This window comes from Bacteroidota bacterium (assembly GCA_016715945.1).
Classification (GTDB): Bacteria; Bacteroidota; Bacteroidia; order Bacteroidales; family F082; genus JALNZU01.
In genome coordinates, this window is sequence record JADJXJ010000001.1 from 2,531,178 (window position 1) to 2,549,700 (window position 18,523).

Annotated in this window: 17 protein-coding genes; 12 read left to right on the forward strand and 5 right to left on the reverse strand. The window is 48.1% G+C overall.

The features are described 5' to 3' along the window. Positions 1–2: 2 nt before the first annotated feature. Both IPM52_09965 and IPM52_09970 read right to left on the reverse strand, forming a co-directional pair. Positions 3–1,136 (reverse strand): glycosyltransferase, encoded by a 1,134-nt coding sequence (locus tag IPM52_09965; GenBank protein ID MBK9291936.1) that lies wholly within the window; start codon positions 1,134–1,136, stop codon positions 3–5. After that, positions 1,129–2,133, reverse strand: coding sequence for a flippase-like domain-containing protein (locus IPM52_09970; protein ID MBK9291937.1), 1,005 nt, complete (start codon positions 2,131–2,133; stop codon positions 1,129–1,131). Before IPM52_09970 ends, IPM52_09965 begins: the two co-directional genes overlap by 8 nt. Between IPM52_09970 and ruvC the strand changes: the two genes are divergently transcribed. The 3 genes from ruvC (at position 2,084) to IPM52_09985 (ending at position 4,069) form a co-directional block, all read left to right on the forward strand. After that, positions 2,084–2,710: a crossover junction endodeoxyribonuclease RuvC gene (gene ruvC / locus IPM52_09975; protein MBK9291938.1), complete on the forward strand. Its 627-nt coding sequence runs from the start codon at positions 2,084–2,086 to the stop codon at positions 2,708–2,710. The genes IPM52_09970 and ruvC overlap by 50 nt on opposite strands. Before the next feature lie 89 nt (positions 2,711–2,799). Next, positions 2,800–3,426, forward strand: a complete 627-nt coding sequence (locus tag IPM52_09980; protein MBK9291939.1) for a hypothetical protein — start codon at positions 2,800–2,802, stop codon at positions 3,424–3,426. A gap of 10 nt (positions 3,427–3,436) precedes the next feature. Then, entirely contained in the window at positions 3,437–4,069 is a 633-nt protein-coding gene (locus IPM52_09985) for a hypothetical protein (protein MBK9291940.1), read from the forward strand. A gap of 31 nt (positions 4,070–4,100) precedes the next feature. Here IPM52_09985 and IPM52_09990 read toward each other — a convergent pair whose 3' ends face one another. Together IPM52_09990 and rpiB are read right to left on the reverse strand one after the other, a co-directional pair. After that, complete coding sequence (locus IPM52_09990) at positions 4,101–5,483, reverse strand: lactate utilization protein (protein ID MBK9291941.1); 1,383 nt, start codon at positions 5,481–5,483, stop codon at positions 4,101–4,103. Positions 5,484–5,497: 14 nt separating this feature from the next. Continuing rightward, positions 5,498–5,950, reverse strand: coding sequence for a ribose 5-phosphate isomerase B (rpiB, locus tag IPM52_09995; protein MBK9291942.1), 453 nt, complete (start codon positions 5,948–5,950; stop codon positions 5,498–5,500). Positions 5,951–6,533: 583 nt separating this feature from the next. Between rpiB and nadA the strand changes: the two genes are divergently transcribed. From nadA to IPM52_10025, 6 genes are all read left to right on the forward strand, one after another. Beyond that, on the forward strand, positions 6,534–7,472 hold the full coding sequence (gene nadA, locus IPM52_10000; GenBank protein MBK9291943.1) for a quinolinate synthase NadA: 939 nt from the start codon (positions 6,534–6,536) through the stop codon (positions 7,470–7,472). A 6-nt stretch (positions 7,473–7,478) separates the two neighbouring features. Beyond that, positions 7,479–8,015, forward strand: coding sequence for a hypothetical protein (locus IPM52_10005; protein ID MBK9291944.1), 537 nt, complete (start codon positions 7,479–7,481; stop codon positions 8,013–8,015). A 10-nt stretch (positions 8,016–8,025) separates the two neighbouring features. After that, positions 8,026–9,543, forward strand: coding sequence for a toxin-antitoxin system YwqK family antitoxin (locus IPM52_10010; GenBank protein MBK9291945.1), 1,518 nt, complete (start codon positions 8,026–8,028; stop codon positions 9,541–9,543). A gap of 151 nt (positions 9,544–9,694) precedes the next feature. Further along, entirely contained in the window at positions 9,695–10,258 is a 564-nt protein-coding gene (locus IPM52_10015; GenBank protein ID MBK9291946.1) for a hypothetical protein, read from the forward strand. 5 nt (positions 10,259–10,263) lie between these two features. Then, complete coding sequence (locus IPM52_10020) at positions 10,264–10,875, forward strand: PepSY-associated TM helix domain-containing protein (GenBank protein ID MBK9291947.1); 612 nt, start codon at positions 10,264–10,266, stop codon at positions 10,873–10,875. Between the two features lie 184 nt (positions 10,876–11,059). Beyond that, positions 11,060–12,202 carry a HAMP domain-containing histidine kinase gene (locus IPM52_10025; protein ID MBK9291948.1) on the forward strand — a complete coding sequence of 381 codons (1,143 nt, stop codon included), beginning with the start codon at positions 11,060–11,062 and terminating at the stop codon, positions 12,200–12,202. Here IPM52_10025 and IPM52_10030 read toward each other — a convergent pair. Continuing rightward, positions 12,199–14,211, reverse strand: a complete 2,013-nt coding sequence (locus tag IPM52_10030) for a T9SS type A sorting domain-containing protein (protein MBK9291949.1) — start codon at positions 14,209–14,211, stop codon at positions 12,199–12,201. The genes IPM52_10025 and IPM52_10030 overlap by 4 nt on opposite strands. An 80-nt stretch (positions 14,212–14,291) precedes the next feature. On the opposite strand from IPM52_10030, the gene IPM52_10035 reads away from it, so the two are divergent. From IPM52_10035 to ybeY, 3 genes are read left to right on the forward strand one after another with little or no spacing between them, the layout of a single operon-like run. Further along, positions 14,292–17,648, forward strand: a complete 3,357-nt coding sequence (locus IPM52_10035; GenBank protein MBK9291950.1) for a hypothetical protein — start codon at positions 14,292–14,294, stop codon at positions 17,646–17,648. Continuing rightward, entirely contained in the window at positions 17,626–18,081 is a 456-nt protein-coding gene (locus IPM52_10040) for a hypothetical protein (GenBank protein ID MBK9291951.1), read from the forward strand. Before IPM52_10035 ends, IPM52_10040 begins: the two co-directional genes overlap by 23 nt. Beyond that, positions 18,059–18,478, forward strand: coding sequence for an rRNA maturation RNase YbeY (gene ybeY, locus IPM52_10045; protein MBK9291952.1), 420 nt, complete (start codon positions 18,059–18,061; stop codon positions 18,476–18,478). The genes IPM52_10040 and ybeY overlap by 23 nt, the downstream gene beginning before the upstream one ends. The last annotated feature ends 45 nt before the right edge of the window (positions 18,479–18,523 follow it).

Consider the following 18,523-nt stretch of genomic DNA (forward strand, 5'->3'; position numbering starts at 1 on the left):
ACCTATCCCCTCCCTTTCCACCTCACGCTGACCATCATTCCGGCCAATCCGGTAACAAACACATAAACCGGATACACCAACTGAAACACCACAAACCAGGCGAGCAGGTTTTTTTGTCCCGCCAGGCGGAATGCCGGCCACACCAGGGGCAGATCGGTTAAGGTTTTGAGCACAACCAATGCCACAAAAGCCAGCAGAAGAACCGGAAAAATAGTTGACAACAAGAGCGTGAAGGCCAGCAGCGCATTAAAAAGAAACACTATCAGTGCCGGCACGATAAGTTCAGGGCGGCTGTATCCACCGCTTTTCGACACCCAGCGCATACGTTGCCTGAAAAACAAGGCCATATCGGGTGCGGGCATGGTGACCACCATAGCTCCGGGATGCATGGCCATGCCGATTGCCTTTGAACCATAGCGCTTTAGTATGGCCTCCAGGCGAAACATATCGTCGCCCGAGGCATACTGAGGTTTCAGGGCATGGCTGTCACCTTCGTTCAATACTTTGCTACTGATCAGCATATTGGCTCCGTTGGCCATCGAAGGTACCCCAATGCCTGCCGAACCCGCCGTTGCAGCCATAAGGCTGTTGGTTTCGGCAGCCTGAAACTTTTCGATCAGGCTTGTTGTTCTGCCAATTTTCACCGGGCCCAATACCATGAGTTTGTCACGATGTATGGCTTCGGCAAGCATGGTCTCGGCCCATTCTGGATGCGGGACGCAATCGGCATCGGTAAACAACAGCCATTCGCCCCGGGCATGCCGGAATGCCGATTGCAGGGCAGACTTTTTTCCTGCAGCCTGATTTTCGACCACCAGTACATTTGGCATACCCAACTCAAGGACAAGCGTTCGCGCCAGACTGGCAGAATCGTCATCGGAGCCATCGTCGGAGAGCACAATTTGCAGCTTGTGGGCCGGATAGGTCTGATTGGCAAGCGCCTGCATGAGCTGCCGCAGGTTGGAGGCTTCGTTGCGCATCGCCACAATGATGCTCAGAAAAGGATGATTGCTTTTTTTGAGCGGGACGTAATCCGAAAGGCGCTGCCAGCCTGCCAGATAGGCCAGCATCAGTATCAGATAGGCCAAAGCTGCGATACGGGTGAACAGCAGCAACCAGTATATCAGTTCAATCATCGTTGCGGATGAATTTCAGGCGGTTTACGGCAATGGCGCCCATCAGGGCAGGAAAAGCGAGGTTGATGAGCCAGAGCAGCGAGCTGGCTGCAAGCACGGCCATACCGGCTGTTGTGGAATCGTAGCCCGGATAAAACGAAAATACGGCCACAACCACCGAACCGCGTATGCCCAGTTCCGAAATGGCAATGGTGGGTATCAGGGTCATAAGCAAATAGGTGAGGCCAATCAGGGCAAGGCCGGTGTGATAGGGCACTTCCAGCCCAAACGCCCGGATAAGCAAAAAAAACTGGGTGCAATACACCAGATATCTCGCTGCCGAAAGTCCCAGCACCTGCCACAACAGCCTGTTGCTGAGCAAATCGTACACGCCCAGCAGCTGCTCGATACGTTGCATCCGGCCCGTCCGGCGGGTAAAGATGCGCCTGAGCACAGGCAGGTTGAAATACACAAGGAACAACAAACCCATGATGATCACCAGGCCGCTGAGCACACTCAGGTAAGCCAGTGGCAGAGGTAAAAAACTGAGGATACTTATTCGGGGTATAAGCGCCAGCAAAGCCAGGACGCCGCCCAGGGCAATGATGAGCAGATGCGAAAAACTGCCGATGATGGTGAGCAGCACTGCTTCGGCAGGTTTGGCCTGGCGAAGCACAAAGATTCTTCCCAGGTAATCCCCAACCCTATTTGGCAAAAACAGGCTGACCGAGATACCCGAAAGCACTGCGGCCAGCGCATTGCCAAAGGATACTTTTTCGAGCGGATGCATGATGAACTGCCATTTGACGGTTTCGAGCCACAGGTTTAGGGCCAGCAACATCAAAGCAGCCATGAACATATTTCTGGGATTTCCTGGCGCAATGAGCGTTTCGATCATCCCAATCCACTGTTCGATGCCCGTTTTGCTCAACAGCTGCCGGTAAAGAAAGACAAGGGTAAAGAGCATGATGCCCAGCCTGAGCAGGCGGTTGGCGCTTTTGCGTACCTTTGCATTCATCAGGCTAAATAAGGAATTTTTTTTGGAAAGCGAACGCATCATCCTTGGCATCGACCCCGGCACCACCACCATGGGCTACGGCCTGATTGTGCAACAGGGTAACCGCATCCGGCTAATGGTGATGGGTGTGCTCAGGCTCAACAAATACAGCAGCCATGCCCTCAGGCTCCGCAAAATTTTCGACCGCACCACCGAACTTATTGCACAGTACAAACCCGACGAACTGGCCATTGAAGCGCCTTTTTACGGCAAAAACGTACAGTCGATGCTCAAGCTTGGCCGGGCGCAAGGGGTGGCCATTGCTGCTGCCCTCAACCACGACATACCGGTTTTTGAGTATTCCCCCAAAAAAATCAAACAATCCATCACGGGCAATGGCAATGCCTCAAAAGAGCAGGTGGCCGCTATGCTGCAAACCCTGCTCTCGTTCGAACAAAAACCCGAAGCCCTCGACGCCACCGACGGGCTGGCAGCTGCCGTTTGTCACTACTTTCAGGGCAAACCAACAAAAATCGAAAACACCAGCTACTCAGGCTGGAAGGCATTTCTGGAACAAAACCCTGAGCGTATGAAATAAAGCGGGGCAATTTTTTTGGTGTAATTAAAATCTGACTTATTCTCAAATATTCTATTAATTTCACGACCTGATAAATCAACTTTGAGACAATGCATCATCGTCTGTTTCTCCTCTTTTTGTTCTTCATTTCCTCCTCAGTTTCTTATGCTCAGATGATTACACTGAATGTGAACGGGGGTTACCTTTTTGGAGACCGGTTTAATGTTTCAGGTGGCAAAGCAAAAATTGAGGGCCAGTGGGCAACCATGGGAATCATTGCAGCTGACATTGGCCAGGATCGAACAGCCGAAATCGCCTACCTGTGGCAGGAAACAATAGGCAAACTTGATTTTTACAATGCGCAAACCAGCCTGAATGAAGCCATCAACATGCACTACATTCTAGTAGGAGCAAGTCAGCATTTTGAAACTTCAGAAAACTTGTCATTCAGTTTGGGCAGCAGGATCGGGCTGATGGTACTCGCACCCCGTAAACCGATGCTTGAAGATATTGTAAAATTTGCTGTCGGATTTCAGGCTGGCAGCCGACTGATGGTGAATTCGGGCATGGGGGTGCAATTTTCAGCGAACTTGTTTTTCCCTGTTACCGACATAGGAGGCTACTTGTGGTGGAGCCCCGGAAGCGGATCACAGATCGGACTGAGTAGTCGCATTCCGTTTGCTCAATTTGGCATGTTTGGTGGCATAATTATCATCCCTTCACAGATTGGATATTAAGCTTAACTTTATGAAATTTAGATTGTTAATTTTTGCTGTTCTGTTAATTCTGACCCATGCCTGCAGCAGCAATCAGAAAATATTGAGGTCCTGGACAGCACCAGAAGCAGCAGAACTGGAATATGACAAGATATTCATAATTGCACTAACCGACAATCAGGAAATTCGAAGAATTATCGAAGATCATGTTGCAGAATCCATCCATAAACTCAGACTGAAATCTGCAAAATCGTACGAAGTGCTACCTGAACTTGGCCTAAAACTTCAACCTACTCAAAAAGAATACTTTAAAGCTGAGATTGAAGCCACAGGCAGCAATGCAGTCTTTACCATCACGCTATTGGATGTCCTCACATCGGAGCGTTACAACCCACCTTTCTTGTCGCCACCGCCAGCTCAACTGGTTTTTTATGGCAACTTCTACGACTATTACCTATATCGCTACCCCATTATTTACAATCCTGGCTACCTTGTAACAGACAAAACCTATCTGATAGAAAGCAACCTCTATGACTTGGCTCAGGAAAATCTGGTCTGGACCACACAATCTCAGGCAGTAAATCCTGCTGGTTTAAAAACTTGGCTCAAAGGTTATTCACGTTTAATTACCAGGCAGTTGCGGAAGGATGGGTTACTAAAATAGGCAGGTCAGGGCAAAATAATTGAGGCCGTGATCAATCAATTTGCTGCTGTTGTTCAATCCACTTCTGGCTGAATGATTTTTTGGCAAACAATGGCAGTTCGCGTTTTGCGCCCCATTGTTTGGCCGCAAAGTAGCGCAGCACCTTGTTTTTCATTCCCGAACCGGCCATATCCAGACGTTTGCGGTTCATCAATATCGACGAGGCCTGCTTCAACTGGAAGCGCTCATTACCAGGCACAAGCTTTTCATTTACAGCCTCTTGCCGGTTGATCAGCAACATATGGTGAAGCGGGATATTCACCGGACAAACCTGGGTGCATGCACCGCACAGGCTTGAGGCAAAACTCAGATGCATTTGCTTTTCCTTTTCGTCGTCCAGATGCGGGCTGATGACTGCACCTATGGGACCTGTATAAGTTGTGTTGTAAGTGTAGCCTCCGATGTTTTTGTACACCGGACACACATTCAGGCAGGCGCCACACCTGATGCATCCGAGTGCCATGCGCAGCCGCGACTTCGAAAGCAGTTTGCTCCGACCATTATCGAGCAATATGACCACCATCTGCTGCGGACCATGGCCACCGGCAGCCGGACCGCTTACCAGCGAGTTGTACACCGTCATCAACTGGCCTGTGCCATGTGTGGCCAGCAAGGGCCAGAACAGGTCGAGGTCGTCAACCGAAGGGATCACTTTTTCTATTCCTGCCACCACAATGTGCAGCTTTGGTGTGGACATCGAGAGCAAGGCATTGCCTTCGTTTTCGGTGATTGCCACCGATCCGGTGTCGGCCACAATAAAATTGGCACCAGTGATGCCTGCTCCGGCCAAACGGAACTTTTCGCGCAGGTGTGTCCTCACAAAAGCAGTCACCTGCTCCGGGGTGCTGTTGGCTGGCAGCCCGAATTTTTCGTTAAACAAGGCCCCCACATCTTCTTTGGATTTGTGCATGGCAGGTGTTACAATGTGGTAAGGCTTTTCGCCCGCAATCTGCACAATAAATTCCCCCAGGTCGGTTTCGTGCACCGCCACCTTCTTTTTCTCCAGATACGCGTTCAGGCCAATCTCTTCGGTGGTCATCGATTTCGACTTAACCACCATCTCAATGCGTTCTTTTTCGAGCAGTGCGGCTATTTCGGCCAGGGCATCATTGGCAGTGCAGGCCCAGATGACCTTTCCGCCGGCACGTTGAAAATTGGCTTCAAACTCCACCAGGTACTGATCGAGCAAATGCAAGGCCCTGAACTTGGTATTGTAAGCGCGCTGGCGCAACAGACTAAGGTTTTCGAGCCTGGCCTTGCCTTTCAGCACTGCCTTGTCGTATTGTCCAATATTGTGATTGATGCGGCGGCGATGTTCCTGATCGAACGCCACCGCAGCTGCCTGTTTCAGAAATTCTGCCTTTTGATGCTTCATGCCTCAAGCTGTGGTTAAATTTGCTTCGGAGGAATCTTTTCAACCCTTGTCTGGTGCCTTCCGCCTTCGAATGGCGTGCTCAAAAATGCTTTGACAATCTCCCATGCCTCTTCTTTGCTCACAAACCTGCCAGGAATGGAAGCAATGTTGGCATTGTTGTGCTGCCTGGTGAGCCTGGCCTGTTCCACATTCCAACACAAGCCAGCGCGCACACCCGGATATTTGTTTGCCGTGATCTGCGCCCCGTTGCCACTGCCACACAGGATGATACCACCCGAATAGACACCATCGTTTACCGCCCTGGCCAGCGGATGAATAAAGTCGGGATAATCCACACTTTCCTCACTAAATGCCCCGAAATCAACTACTTCGAAGCCAGATTGCCGAAGTTTTTCAATTAAAAACGACTTGACGGCAAAGCCACCATGGTCGCTGGCAATGGGTATCGTTGTGCCAAAAAGATGCATTGTTGATAAGAATTCAGGCCAAAGTTAAAGCAAAAACACCCTGCTCAGGGAATTTTGCCTGTATATGAAACCTTTAAGCCATTCAACTTTTTGAGGTATTTAACATAAATTATTGATTTTCAGAATAATTTTTTTATCAACAGCAAGATGTGGGCTATTGTTAACAATCTGTGTCGGCCTTGTTAACACATCTAAGCACACTGGCCGAAAAAGGGTGGTTTATGAACACTGTGTTCAAAAGGCGGCATTTTTTGAGTCTTTTTCCAACAGGCTGCCATGACCTTTAAGCACACTTTTTACCAACATCCGACCCATTGACAATTCACAGGCGAAAAAGTTTAGATTTGTAATTCAATCAAATAGACCCGAAGCGCTGTTAAATGACTGTTGAAAAAATCTCAAAACTCAAAAATGCAAGAAATCGGCCCGGATTTTTTCAACGAAATCAACATCACCCATCAACAACAACATATTTTTTAAAAAATCTATTGTTAAATGAGCGCTAAACAAGCCATGGATGTCCGGGGGGGCAATTGTGGTATTTTTGCACAAAACTGTTGGCAAACCTCAAAATTGCTGAAAAATGAAGCTGGTCGAAGAAATAAACCGTTTAAGGAAAGAAAAAAACGCCATAATTCTGGCACATTATTACCAGGTGCCTGAAATTCAGGATATTGCAGATTATGTGGGAGATAGTCTTGGCCTGGCACAAAAGGCGGCGCAGGCCAATGCCGACATGATTGTGTTTGCAGGTGTACATTTCATGGCCGAAACTGCGAAGATTCTCAATCCGGAAAAGCTGGTCGTGCTGCCCGACCTGGAAGCCGGGTGTTCGTTGGCCGACAGCTGCCCTCCAAACGACTTTGCCCGATTTCTGGAAAATTATCCCGGACATACCGTCATTTCCTACATCAACTGTTCGGCCGAGGTCAAAGCCATGTCCGACCTCATTGTCACTTCGGGCAATGCTGTGCAACTGGTCGAATCGTTTCCCAAAGATCATCCTATCGTTTTTGCTCCCGACAAAAACCTTGGCGGATACATCAACCGCTTTACCGGCCGGAACATGGTTTTGTGGGATGGCACCTGCCAGGTGCACGACATCCTGACGGCAGAAGCCATTGTGCAGATGAAAATGGAAAACCCTGATGCTGAAATCATTGCCCACCCCGAATGCCAGGCGCCCGTGCTGGAGCTTGCGGGCTTTGTAGGGTCAACCACAGCTTTGTTGGCCTACACAAAAATGAGCGCCTCCAAAAAGTTCATTGTGGCCACAGAAACGGGTATCCTGCATCAGATGCAACAGGCTTCGCCCGACAAGACTTTCCTTGTGGTGCCCTCCGACGAAACATGCAATTGCAACGATTGTCCCTTCATGAAACTCAACACGCTCGAAAAACTGTATCTTGCAATGAAAAATGAGCGGCCTGCCATTCATATGGAAACACAACTCATGGACAAAGCACGCCGTCCTATTGAGCGTATGTTGGAGCTTTCGCTCAGCCTCGGTCTGATAAAATAATTGATTATGAGGACGATTGTTGTAGTATCATTTGCGTTGGCACTGCTTTTGGCCAGCAGCTGTGCATCCAGAAATTCGCTTTACCTCAACCAGCAGCTGCGCGACAGACTAAATTCGTACAACATCAGTCCGGAACAGGTGCAGTATTACAACGACCGGAAATTCACCCTGCAACGCAGCATTACCCGCGACGAGGCAAGGATATTGGGCGGAAAAGTGAAGTTCATAAACGGGCAGTATGTGGAACGTGTGGTAATTAAAAAGATGACACCCGGCGTTTGCGAAAATTATGGCCCTGATTTTTTGGATGTTTCCTTCGAAAATGGCGAAAACAGAAACCTGAGGTTTGTGGTCAACTACAGAGGGCAATACCAGGTTTCGGCCATTGAATGGAGAAAAGGTTTTGGCAAGGTAGCATACGATACCACGTTTTACTACATCCTACCCGGAGGCGAGCGTACACGGTTGAAAGTAAAAAAGCAGGATGTGTTTATCCTCAAGAAAGACGAGCGTGTTGCTCCTGGACGCACGGTGACCAACTGAACAACAACGTATGAAAAAGTTGATTCTGTTACTTTTTGCTCTTTTCCCACTTCTGGTGAACGCCATGCAGCCCGATAGCGTCTATACTGTATTGCGTTTCCCCTCGGGTGCGGTTTCGAGCGAAGGTTGGCTGGTAAACGGCAAGCCGGAAGGCTATTGGAAAAACTATTACGAAAACGGGAACCTCAGATCGGAAGGTAACCGTAAAAACTTTCAACTCGACGGATTGTGGAAGTTTTACGACGAACAAGGTACGCTCACACTCGAGATCAACTATCAGGATGGCAAACGACAGGGAGACCGGGTCGTGTGGCTGGCCGATGTGGTGATCAGGGAAAATTTTGAAAACGATGTGCGCCAGGGGCTTACACGTCATTTCGACCGGTCAGGCAGGCTTTTGAAAACCATTCCCTATGTGAACGGACTCGAAGACGGAACAGCTTTCAGCTACGACACCACCGGCACCATTATTGAAATCACACAATACAGGCGGGGTTTTATCACTGCACGCGAACGCATCAACCGCCGCGACCCCGAAGGCAGGCCAAATGGTTTGTGGAAGTGGTTTTACGACGACGGCACACTGAAAGCGGAAGGTACTTTCCGAAACGGATTACGTAATGGATTCTTCAAGACCTACGACCGGCAAGGCAACTTGCTGACCATTGAAAAATATACCGACGACGTGCTCGAAGAAAGTGCGCAGGAGGTTGCCCGGCTTGAATACCGACGCGATTTCTGGCCTGATGGAAAAATAAAGACCGAGGCTACTTATCGTCAGGGGGTACCCGAAGGCATACGGCGCGAATTCGACCGCGAAGGCAACATCACCACATCCTACATCTTTAAGCAGGGCATCCTCCAGGCCGAAGGCATCCTCGATGCATCCGGCCTGCGTCAGGGATTCTGGAAAGAGTTCTACCCCAACGGGACCATCAAATCGCAGGGCAACTATACCAATAACCTGCGCACCGGACCATGGGAGTTTTACTATCCGGATGGCGCCATCGAACAAAAAGGCAGCTACAACAACGAAGGTCAGCCCGACGGACGATGGGTGTGGTTCTACAACAACGGGGAACTGTGGCGCGAAGAAAATTACAGACAAGGAAAGCGCGACGGACTGATGACAGAGTATAGTCCTGAAGGAGAGGTGATTGCACAAGGCGAATACCTCGACGACCTGCGCGAAGGATTCTGGCGAATCAAAACAGGCCGCTTTACCGAAGAAGGTAACTTCAGCGAAGGCACGCGCTCAGGCACGTGGAAATACTTTTATGACGACGGAAGCCTTGCTTTCGAAGGTGGCTTTCGTGAAGATTTGCCCCATGGCAACCACATCAGTTATCACCCCAACGGCCGCAAAGCCGAAGAAGGCAACTGGCTCATGGGTCGCCGCAACGGGGAATGGAAAATATGGAATCCCGATGGTACCCTGGTGTTAAGCATACAATACCTCAACGGAGTTGAACGTGCCTACGACGGCATCCGCCTCGCCGACGACGAAATAGTTGTTCCAGAAGACTGAAACAAACCAGTTTTGTCCTAAGCCAGCACGCACGTGCTGATTCACCTTATTGCTTCTCAGCTATTTGGTTCAATTTTATTAAACAAAGGAAGCATTTGAATATTGAAATTACTTAAATTTGCAGACGATGTATTACCAAAATCAATTGATAATGAAGAAATTATTTTTCTTAATGCTGCTGCCTTTTGTTGTTGCAGCATGTGGCGGGCAAAAATCGGACAAAGCCCAGCAAACCACCGAAGAAATTGTTGAGGTTACCGTTGGCGACTTCAAAACCATGGCACCTGAACTGGTAGGCAAAACTGTAGTTATTCGTGGCACTGCCGACCACATTTGCAAGCACGATGGTAAGAAACTTTTCCTTGTGGACGTGAACAGCGAAGGTCGTGTTAAGGTGGTTACGGGTGAGGATATGGCTGCCTTTAATGCCGAAAACGAAGGTCTCGACTTTGTTGTAACCGGTGTCGTAGCCGAGACCATTGTTGACGAAGCTTATCTGAAGGAATGGGAAGAGGAGCTCAAAAACGAAGAAGTTGAAAACAAACACCTGGATGGCGGCCAGGCAGTACAAGGTGAACAGGAAGATCACCACAGCAATGAAGAAGCTTACAATCAAATTGCCAGCTATCGTCAGCAGATGGCCGAAAAAGGTGTGGATAAGTTGTCGTTCTACCACATTGTAGCTAAGAGCTACGAAATTGTGAAAGAAGAATAACTGTAATGCATACATTTGTAAACCAGGTCGGTTTGGCCTGGTTTTTTTTTAAAACTAACTGTCGTCAAATGAGTTGGAGAAAATGGAACAGGGCCATCCATCGCGATTTCGGCTACCTGTTTTTTGGGATGACCATCGTTTACGCCTTATCAGGCATAGCACTCAACCATCGCAACGAATGGAACCCGAATTTTGTAGTTATTGAAAAAGCCATCAATGAGCCGCCTTTTGAGGTGCGACCTGACAAAGAAATAGTGCTGGAAATACTTGAAAAGTATGGTGTGGACGATGAGTATCGTAAGCATTATTTCCCCTCCGAAAACCGGCTGAAAGTGTTTCTAAAGGGTGGAACAGCTGAAATCAACCTGAAGACAGGCAGCGGACAAATATCCATAACGCGGAAACGGCTGGTGTTTCGTGAAGTCAACTATCTGCATTACAATCCTGTACGCACCTGGACCATAGTTTCCGATATTTACGCGGGTGCGCTGATCCTGCTGGCCCTCACAGGCCTGTTGATCCCGCGTGGAGGCGATGGCCTCGCAGGTCGTGGATGGTGGATGACACTGATCGGAATACTCGTACCGCTTTGGTTTATAATCTATTATCTCTATTGAGCATGGAAGCAGTTTATTTCGGCATACTTTTCCTCGTGTGGTATTTGGTATCATACTACATATCAGAGAATTACAGTAAAAAAGGTATCCTGGGAAAGCAGGTTCTGTTTGCGATTTCAATGTTGTTGAGTCCGGTTTCGGCCATTTTGGTTGTATATTTATACCGACACAAAAACCATTAGCTATGCGGACTTTTTTTGCACCCGCTGAGCGCGACAGTCAGGACAAAGTGGTTAAAGACTATGGAATGTTTCGCACATTCGAGAATCTGAGTGATATCGTTAACGGACTGCCATACATTGCCCTGATACTGAATAAGCACAGGCAATTGGTGTTCACCAACAACTACTTAGTTGAGTTGCTTGGAGCCAAAGATGTAAAAGAGTTGTTGGGTTTGCGGCCAGGCGAACTGATCAACTGTGTGCACGCTACCGAAAATGAGGGCGGATGCGGCACCTCGGAAAGCTGCAGATACTGTGGTGCGGTCAATGCAATCATGGAATGTCTGCGGACGGGTCAGCGTGCTCAGGGCGAATGCCGCATTACTGCACGTCAGCCGGATAGTACGGAGATCTCGCACGATTTTTTTGTTTCAGCATCTCCGTTCAGCTATAAGGGTGAGGATTATGTCATCCTTTCGTTCAACGACATAAGCAACGAAAAGCGCCGGAAACTGCTTGAGAAGATTTTCTTTCACGACATCCTGAACACAGCCGGGGGCCTCAGGGGATTTCTTGAATTTCTGAAAACATTTCCTGACAGCGACGACCGCGACGAGCTCCTTCAGATTGCCATGAAGCTGAGCAATCAGATGATTGATGAAATAACTGCCCAGCGTGAGCTTTTGGCTGCCGAACAGGGCGAGCTTGTTCCTCATGTCGAAACGTTGAATTGCCACGAAATCCTGAATGAGACACACAGGCAAATTGCACACCACCCGGTGGCCTCCGACAAAAATATCCGGATAGATACCACAGACCTGCAGCTCAAAATAATTACCGATCCTTTGCTGCTCAGGCGTGTGCTGCTGAATATGGTCAAGAATGCATTGGAAGCTTCAAATGAAGGTCAAACGGTCACACTCTCCTATACGCCTGATTTTGAGCAAAAAACTATCACTTTTTGCGTGCACAACGTGGGCGAAATGTCGCCTGAGGTCAAAGCGCAGATTTTTCAGCGCAGTTTTAGCACCAAAAGCAGCTCGCGGGGTGTGGGCACCTACAGCATCAAGCTGCTTGGCGAAAAATATCTGAAAGGAAAAGTCTCGTTCACTTCGACAGCTGCCGAAGGTACCACCTTCCGGATTGCACTTCCAATGGCGCCTTAGGGCTGGAGCATCACCAGCTTTTCAATATGCGATACCCCGTTGCGGTTTAGCCTGACAAAGTAAACTCCGGGACGCAGGCCTGCAATTTCATAGGTTGTGTCCGAAGGTAAGAGGCGCGTTGCGAATATCTTTTTCCCGCTGTTGTCAAAAACTGTCAACTCCGCATACTTGTTGCCCGAAACAGGCAGATAAACGCGTGTTGTACCCTGTGCAGGATTGGGTCCAAGACTAAAAAAAGCCTCATTGTAACGCTCCGGATTTCCAACGGTGATGCCCGTCACCTGCTCGAATGTCCAGTTGTCCGGATCTACGGTAATTGAGCTGACTTGCTTACTGACAGGAATACTGAACTGCATCACATTGTTTTCCTGGAAAAGCCTGATCATTTCCGAGCTGCCGTCGGTAAAATTGATCCTGTACGACATGGTCATTTTGAACAGTGGCGTGCTCGAGGAAGTAGTCTGAGTAACGTTCATCCTGAGGTTGTTACCCTCCATCCACCAGGCAATGGCATAGCGGGGATAGCCTTCACCGTAATACCATTGATCAAAAAACTGAACCAGATTCATGCCTGTCACTGCTTCGGCTACCATCCTGAAATCGTCACCGGTGGCCGTGCTGTCTTTGAACTGTGTTTGAAAAGTTTGAAGCACCGCAAAAAACAAGCTGTCGTTGTTGATTTCGTGCCTGAGCACATGAATGATGGCAGCCCCTTTGTCGTAGCTGAGCCGGCCGTTGAAAATTCGCCAGATGTTGTTGGGATTCACTTCCGACGGAGGCACATACACGCTGCCTCCCGGTTGCGACATCACATTGTTTTGGGTATTGACCATGAATGAGTTGCCCGACTGCGGGCCATTAATGTAATACTGCGCCAGATAATTGCTGTAGGTGGCAAAACCTTCGTTGATCCAGATGTCGCTCCAGGTGGCACAGGTCACATTGTCGCCAAACCACATGTGACCCAGCTCGTGGGCTACAAGGTTAAACGAAAAGCTTCCCATGGTCGACATGGTTTGGTGCTCCATGCCTCCACCAAGCTGCGTGATGGCATGGCCATATTTTTCCTGATGAAAAGGATAAAGCGTGAACAAGTCAGAATATAGCTCGATCATCGGCACAACCTTGTCGATGTTGCTTTTCTGTTGGGGTAAGTAATTTGGATGGTTGTAGATGTAGTTCTGAACCAGGATTGAATCACCGGCCAAAGCCTGGGGTTTGGCGTAGATACTGTAGTCCTGATAGTCCGATACGGCGAAAGAAATCAGATAATAGGCTATCGGGTAGCGCGATTTCCATTCGTGTCGGACCCTCCCGTCGGGCAAACTGACCACGTTGGTGAGTAAACCCTGCGATCCGGCTTTGGTTCCCGCTGGCGAGGTGATAAACACCCAAACCGAGTCGGCCTTGTCGTTCAGGTCTTGTTTCACCGGAAACCAGTCCTTGGCGGCAAATGGTTCGGATAAGGTCCACGTAACCGATTTCTGGTATTGGCTGTTGTAGGCATTCGACACGCCGGAGAAAAATCCGCCTGTGGGAGGTGTGCCCTGATAAGTGATGGAAGCCACGAAATTCTGACCCTGCATCAGCGGATTCACCGGCACAAGCACATTGTCCCCTACCCTGCTGTAATTGCTGGCGGTAACGCCATTGAAAACAATTTGCGAAATATTTTGGACGGTAATCAGTTCGAAAGCGAAAGTGTCGAGCACTGGAGCCACAACCCTGCCATGAATATGAACCGTTCCTCCCACTGCAACCGAAGTGTGCGAAACATTGATATCCAGATGATAAAACGTGACATCGTATTTGTGTACCAACGGGCTTTGCCAGTCGTTGCGCCAGGCAAATTTGGGAACAAAAACTTCCTCCGGATAGTGTCGGCAATAACGGTCATGATGCTCATGCGTTTCGGCAGGAAGCGACTGAGCTGATGCAATAGAAATCTGAAAAATGCTTAAAAGCGCCGTGAAAATCAGGCTTTGGGCTGAATGAAACAACGAAGACATTGCTTTAGTGTATTTTTGCGGGTTACGAAAGTACAAACATTTGTATACTAAGGTTGTTTTTGATTGGAGCAGATTTGACCATGATCTCAACAAGTCCGTATAACGAACTGATAACTAAGCTGGAATCATTTATCAGGCTTTACCTCCGCAATAAATTGTTGCGGGGTTTTGCACTTTCGGTGGGCCTGATAGTCAGCTATTTGCTCCTCGTGAACCTGATTGAATATTTCGCCTACTTCCCTGGCAATGTGCGACTTGTGCTACTTGCCGGTTTTATCCTGCTGCTCATCCTGACCCTGGTGTTTCAGGTAGTGCTCCCGGCATACAGGTTATTCTTTTTCCGAAAATTTCTCTCGCACACCGAAGCTGCACGTATCATAGGTGAGCGCCTGCCGGAAGTGTCCGACAAGCTCATCAACCTGCTCCAGCTTGGCGAGCAGATGCAGATAACCGATAAAGAAAATACACTGCTAAGCGAAGCCATCCGTCAGAAGTCGCTCACGCTCCATCCGGTGCAGTTTGTAAAAGCTATCGACCTGCAAACCACAAAAAAAATTGCCAAATGGACCGCCTTGCCGGTTGGTATCACGCTGCTAGTACTATTGCTCTATCCTTCATCCATTGTAAGTCCTTCGAGCCGCATCCTTAACTACCAAACAGAATTTGAACGCCCCCTGCCCTACCGGGTTAAAATTACCAACCAAAACCTCGAAGCGGTGCACAACGAAGATTTCGAGCTGAAGATAGAAGTAAGTGGAGAACAGATTCCTGAACAGTTTTTCCTGCTTAGCGACGGAATGAAGATCGAAATGAACCGCATTTCGACGGTCGAATTCAGTCACATATTCAGAAAAGTAACGCGCGACATCAACTTCCGCATCATAGGGGGCAATTACAGAAGTGCGGAACTCACCCTGCTGGTGCGCTCGCGTCCGCGATTGGTAGGATACACCGTTGATCTGAATTTTCCTGCTTATCTCAGGAGGGAAAATGTGAGCGAACAAAATGCTTCTAACCTATCGGTTCCTGCGGGCACAAAATTGAGGTGGAAATTCAACACCTGGAATACCGATGCATTGTTTGTCAAAAACGATAGTTTAGAGCTAGTGCCTGAGCGCTCCGGAAACGGATGGATATTGGAAATGCTTGCTGAGAATACTTCCAATATTGAGCTTTTCGGAACGAACAATTACCTGCAACGCGAACCTCTGCTCACGGTTAGACTTGATGTAATCCGGGATGAATATCCCACTATAGCAGCCAACGATTTACAGGAAGAGGCCTTATCGAGGAAAAGATTTTTTAACGGCTTCATCACCGACGATTACGGATTCACCGAACTTTCGGCCATCATCACCCTGAAGCTAAGCGATGATTTGGATAAAACTGACCAAAAGTTGACCAGGCTTTTTCTTTTGCCATCGCAGTTGAGGCAGAACTTTTTCTTTACCCTTGACTTCGATACCCTCGGACTGCAACCTGGTCAGCAGCTCAACGTGCAGTTCAGGGTGAGCGACAACGATATGTTCAAAGGGCCGAAATCAGCACTGACAAATGTATTTACCTACCAGGTGCCATCGGTCGAAATGCTTGATTCAATCAGAAAGAAGCAGGAGCGCGACATAGAGCAGCAGCTTCAGGAAATGCAGAAAAATGCTGCGGCCATGCGCAAAGAAGTGCAGAATGTGTACAGGAGGTTGTTGTCGAAATCGGAGCCGGACCAAAACGACAGAGCGCTTATTAATCAGCTTGCAAAACAGCAACTATCGCTTCAGCAGCAAATGGAACAACTGAAGCAGCAACGAAAAAGCCTGGATAGGTTTAACAAGGAAAACGACCTGCTTAACGAACGACTGCTCGAAAAACAGGCCATGATCGACCGCCTGATCGAGGAGGTAATTCCCGAAGACCTGCGGAAAATGATGGAAGAGCTCGAAAAGATGCTCGAAAAGATAAACAAGGAACAGTTGTCGGACCTGTTGAAAAAGATGGAAATGAACAGCGACCAGATGGAGAAAATGCTCGATCGCAACCTTACCATGCTGAAACAACTGCAGTTCGAAAAGGAGATGAACGCCCTGATTGAACGTCTTGACAAACTCTCGGAAGAACTAAAGCAGAATGCAGAAAAAACTGCAGCTGCGCAAAAGAATCAGATGGATGATTTGAAAAATAAGTTGGAAGACATTGAGAACAAATTTAACAGGGAACGCCAGACACTGGATAGCCTGAGAAAGGAAAACAGTGGACTTGAACAGCCTTTCAGGTTAGACGATACCTCCGGTGACGAAAACCAGATATCGCAGGATATTGAAAAAGCAGGGCAGATGATGGAACAGAACAAGAAAGGCGAATCATCGGCCAGGCAACAAAAGGCGTCCGAACAAATGAAAAAGCTGAAAGATCAGCTCATGACCATGATGCAACAGAGCGAGGAAGAACAGATGGCCGAAGATTCCCAACTAATACGCTATCTTCTTGAAAACGTCCTTCGCATTTCGTTTAGTCAGGAAGAACTGTTGAACCAGCTCAGCAGGATGAAACGCGACGATCCTGCTTATTCTGCCGTTTCACGCCGTCAGGCGATGCTTTCCGAATCGTTCAGGGTTGTTGAAGATTCACTTGCAGCCCTGGCACGAAGGCAGCCTATGGTCGGAAATTTTGTGCTCGATGAAGTTTCACTCATCAAAGCACGAATGACCGAGGCTCAGGACAAAATGAAAGACCGGCTGACAGGCGAAGCCACATCGGCACAGCAATTTGCCATGATGTCGCTGAACAATCTGGCGCTAATGCTTGCCGAATCGCTGAAAAACATAGAGGAAAGTATGGGAAACCCCTCGTCTGGTAAAGGAAAGGGGAAATCGAAACGCCCCATGCCAGGCAACAGCATGCAAAGGATGAGAGAGCTGCAGGAAGCGTTGGGAAAGCAGTTGCAGGAAATGATGCAGGGCAAACAAACAGGGCAGGGGAACAGGGGAATGAGTGAAGAAATAGCACGTATGGCTGCCCAGCAGGAAGCTTTGAGGCAACAACTGCGCAGCCTGATGGATCAGCTGAAATCGGAGGGCGTAGCTGGTGATCAGGGTTTGAATAAGATACTCGACGACATGGAAAAGCTCGAAGAACGCCTTGTTAATAAGTATCTCGATGAACAAACAATGCGCTTGCAGCGCAACATAGAGGTCAGAATGCTTGAATCTGAAAAAGCACTTAAAGAGCGTGAGCAGGAAGAAAGACGGGAATCATTCGAGTTCAAGGGCGAAAATATTGGTAACCAAATCGATTTATCGGAGTATAATAACCTGATAAAGATGCAACAGGATATGTTGCGCACAAGTCCGTTGAATCTGCAACCCTTTTTGAAAGACAGGGCCAGAAATTATTTTATTCGTTTCAATGAAACCAGAAACAATGAAACTTACGCTAAACCTTAATTGCACCCAATCCGACAGCTACCGTAAACTGGAGGAGTGGATCGAAAATATCGCTGATAAGTATAACCTGAGTAGTACTTACCATAGCAGTGTGCTCATTCTGCTTGATGAAATATTCAGGCTTGGGCAGGAACGACATCAAAGCCTCATCATTCATGCCTCCACTGGTGAAGAAGGGATGAGCTTCGAAGTCGTCGCTACAGATGAAACGAATGTTGAGACAACTGCTCAGTTTAGAGATGACGAATATCTGATGCAGCTTCTCAGCGACCTGTGCAGCAGACACGGATTTCAGGACAATAATCTCTTTTTCGGCCTAGCTTCCGAAGCTTTTCCCATAAACAAATCCCTGCAGCGCCAAGTGCAGCTTAAAAACTATTTTAAAGGCAATATCGAAATCGAGGTTGGACATGATACGATTTCAGAGCATTGACCTCACTTTACCTGCCTGGTTCGATACGCATAAATTGGTTTCGTGGATAGAGCATATTGTATCCGGTGAAGGTAAGAGGGTAGGGGAGCTGGTTTTTTATTTGGTAAGTAATAGCAAGATTCTGGAAATCAATAAGCAATACTTACAGCACGATTATTTTACGGATATAATCACCTTCGATTTGTCACAAAGCCCTCAAATACTTCGGGGAGAAATATTTATCAGCCTTGAAATGGTAGAGGAGAACGCCTTGCTTTATAATAAAAGTGTTGAAAATGAGCTAAATAGGGTCATTATTCATGGTGTTTTACACCTTTTGGGCTACGACGATCACACAGAGAAGGACAGGTCTGAAATGCGTGCCAAAGAAGACGTTTGCTTATCTTTGCTAGCTTAATTACGATAAATCAGATACTTACGAAAAGGTTTCACGTGAAACAAA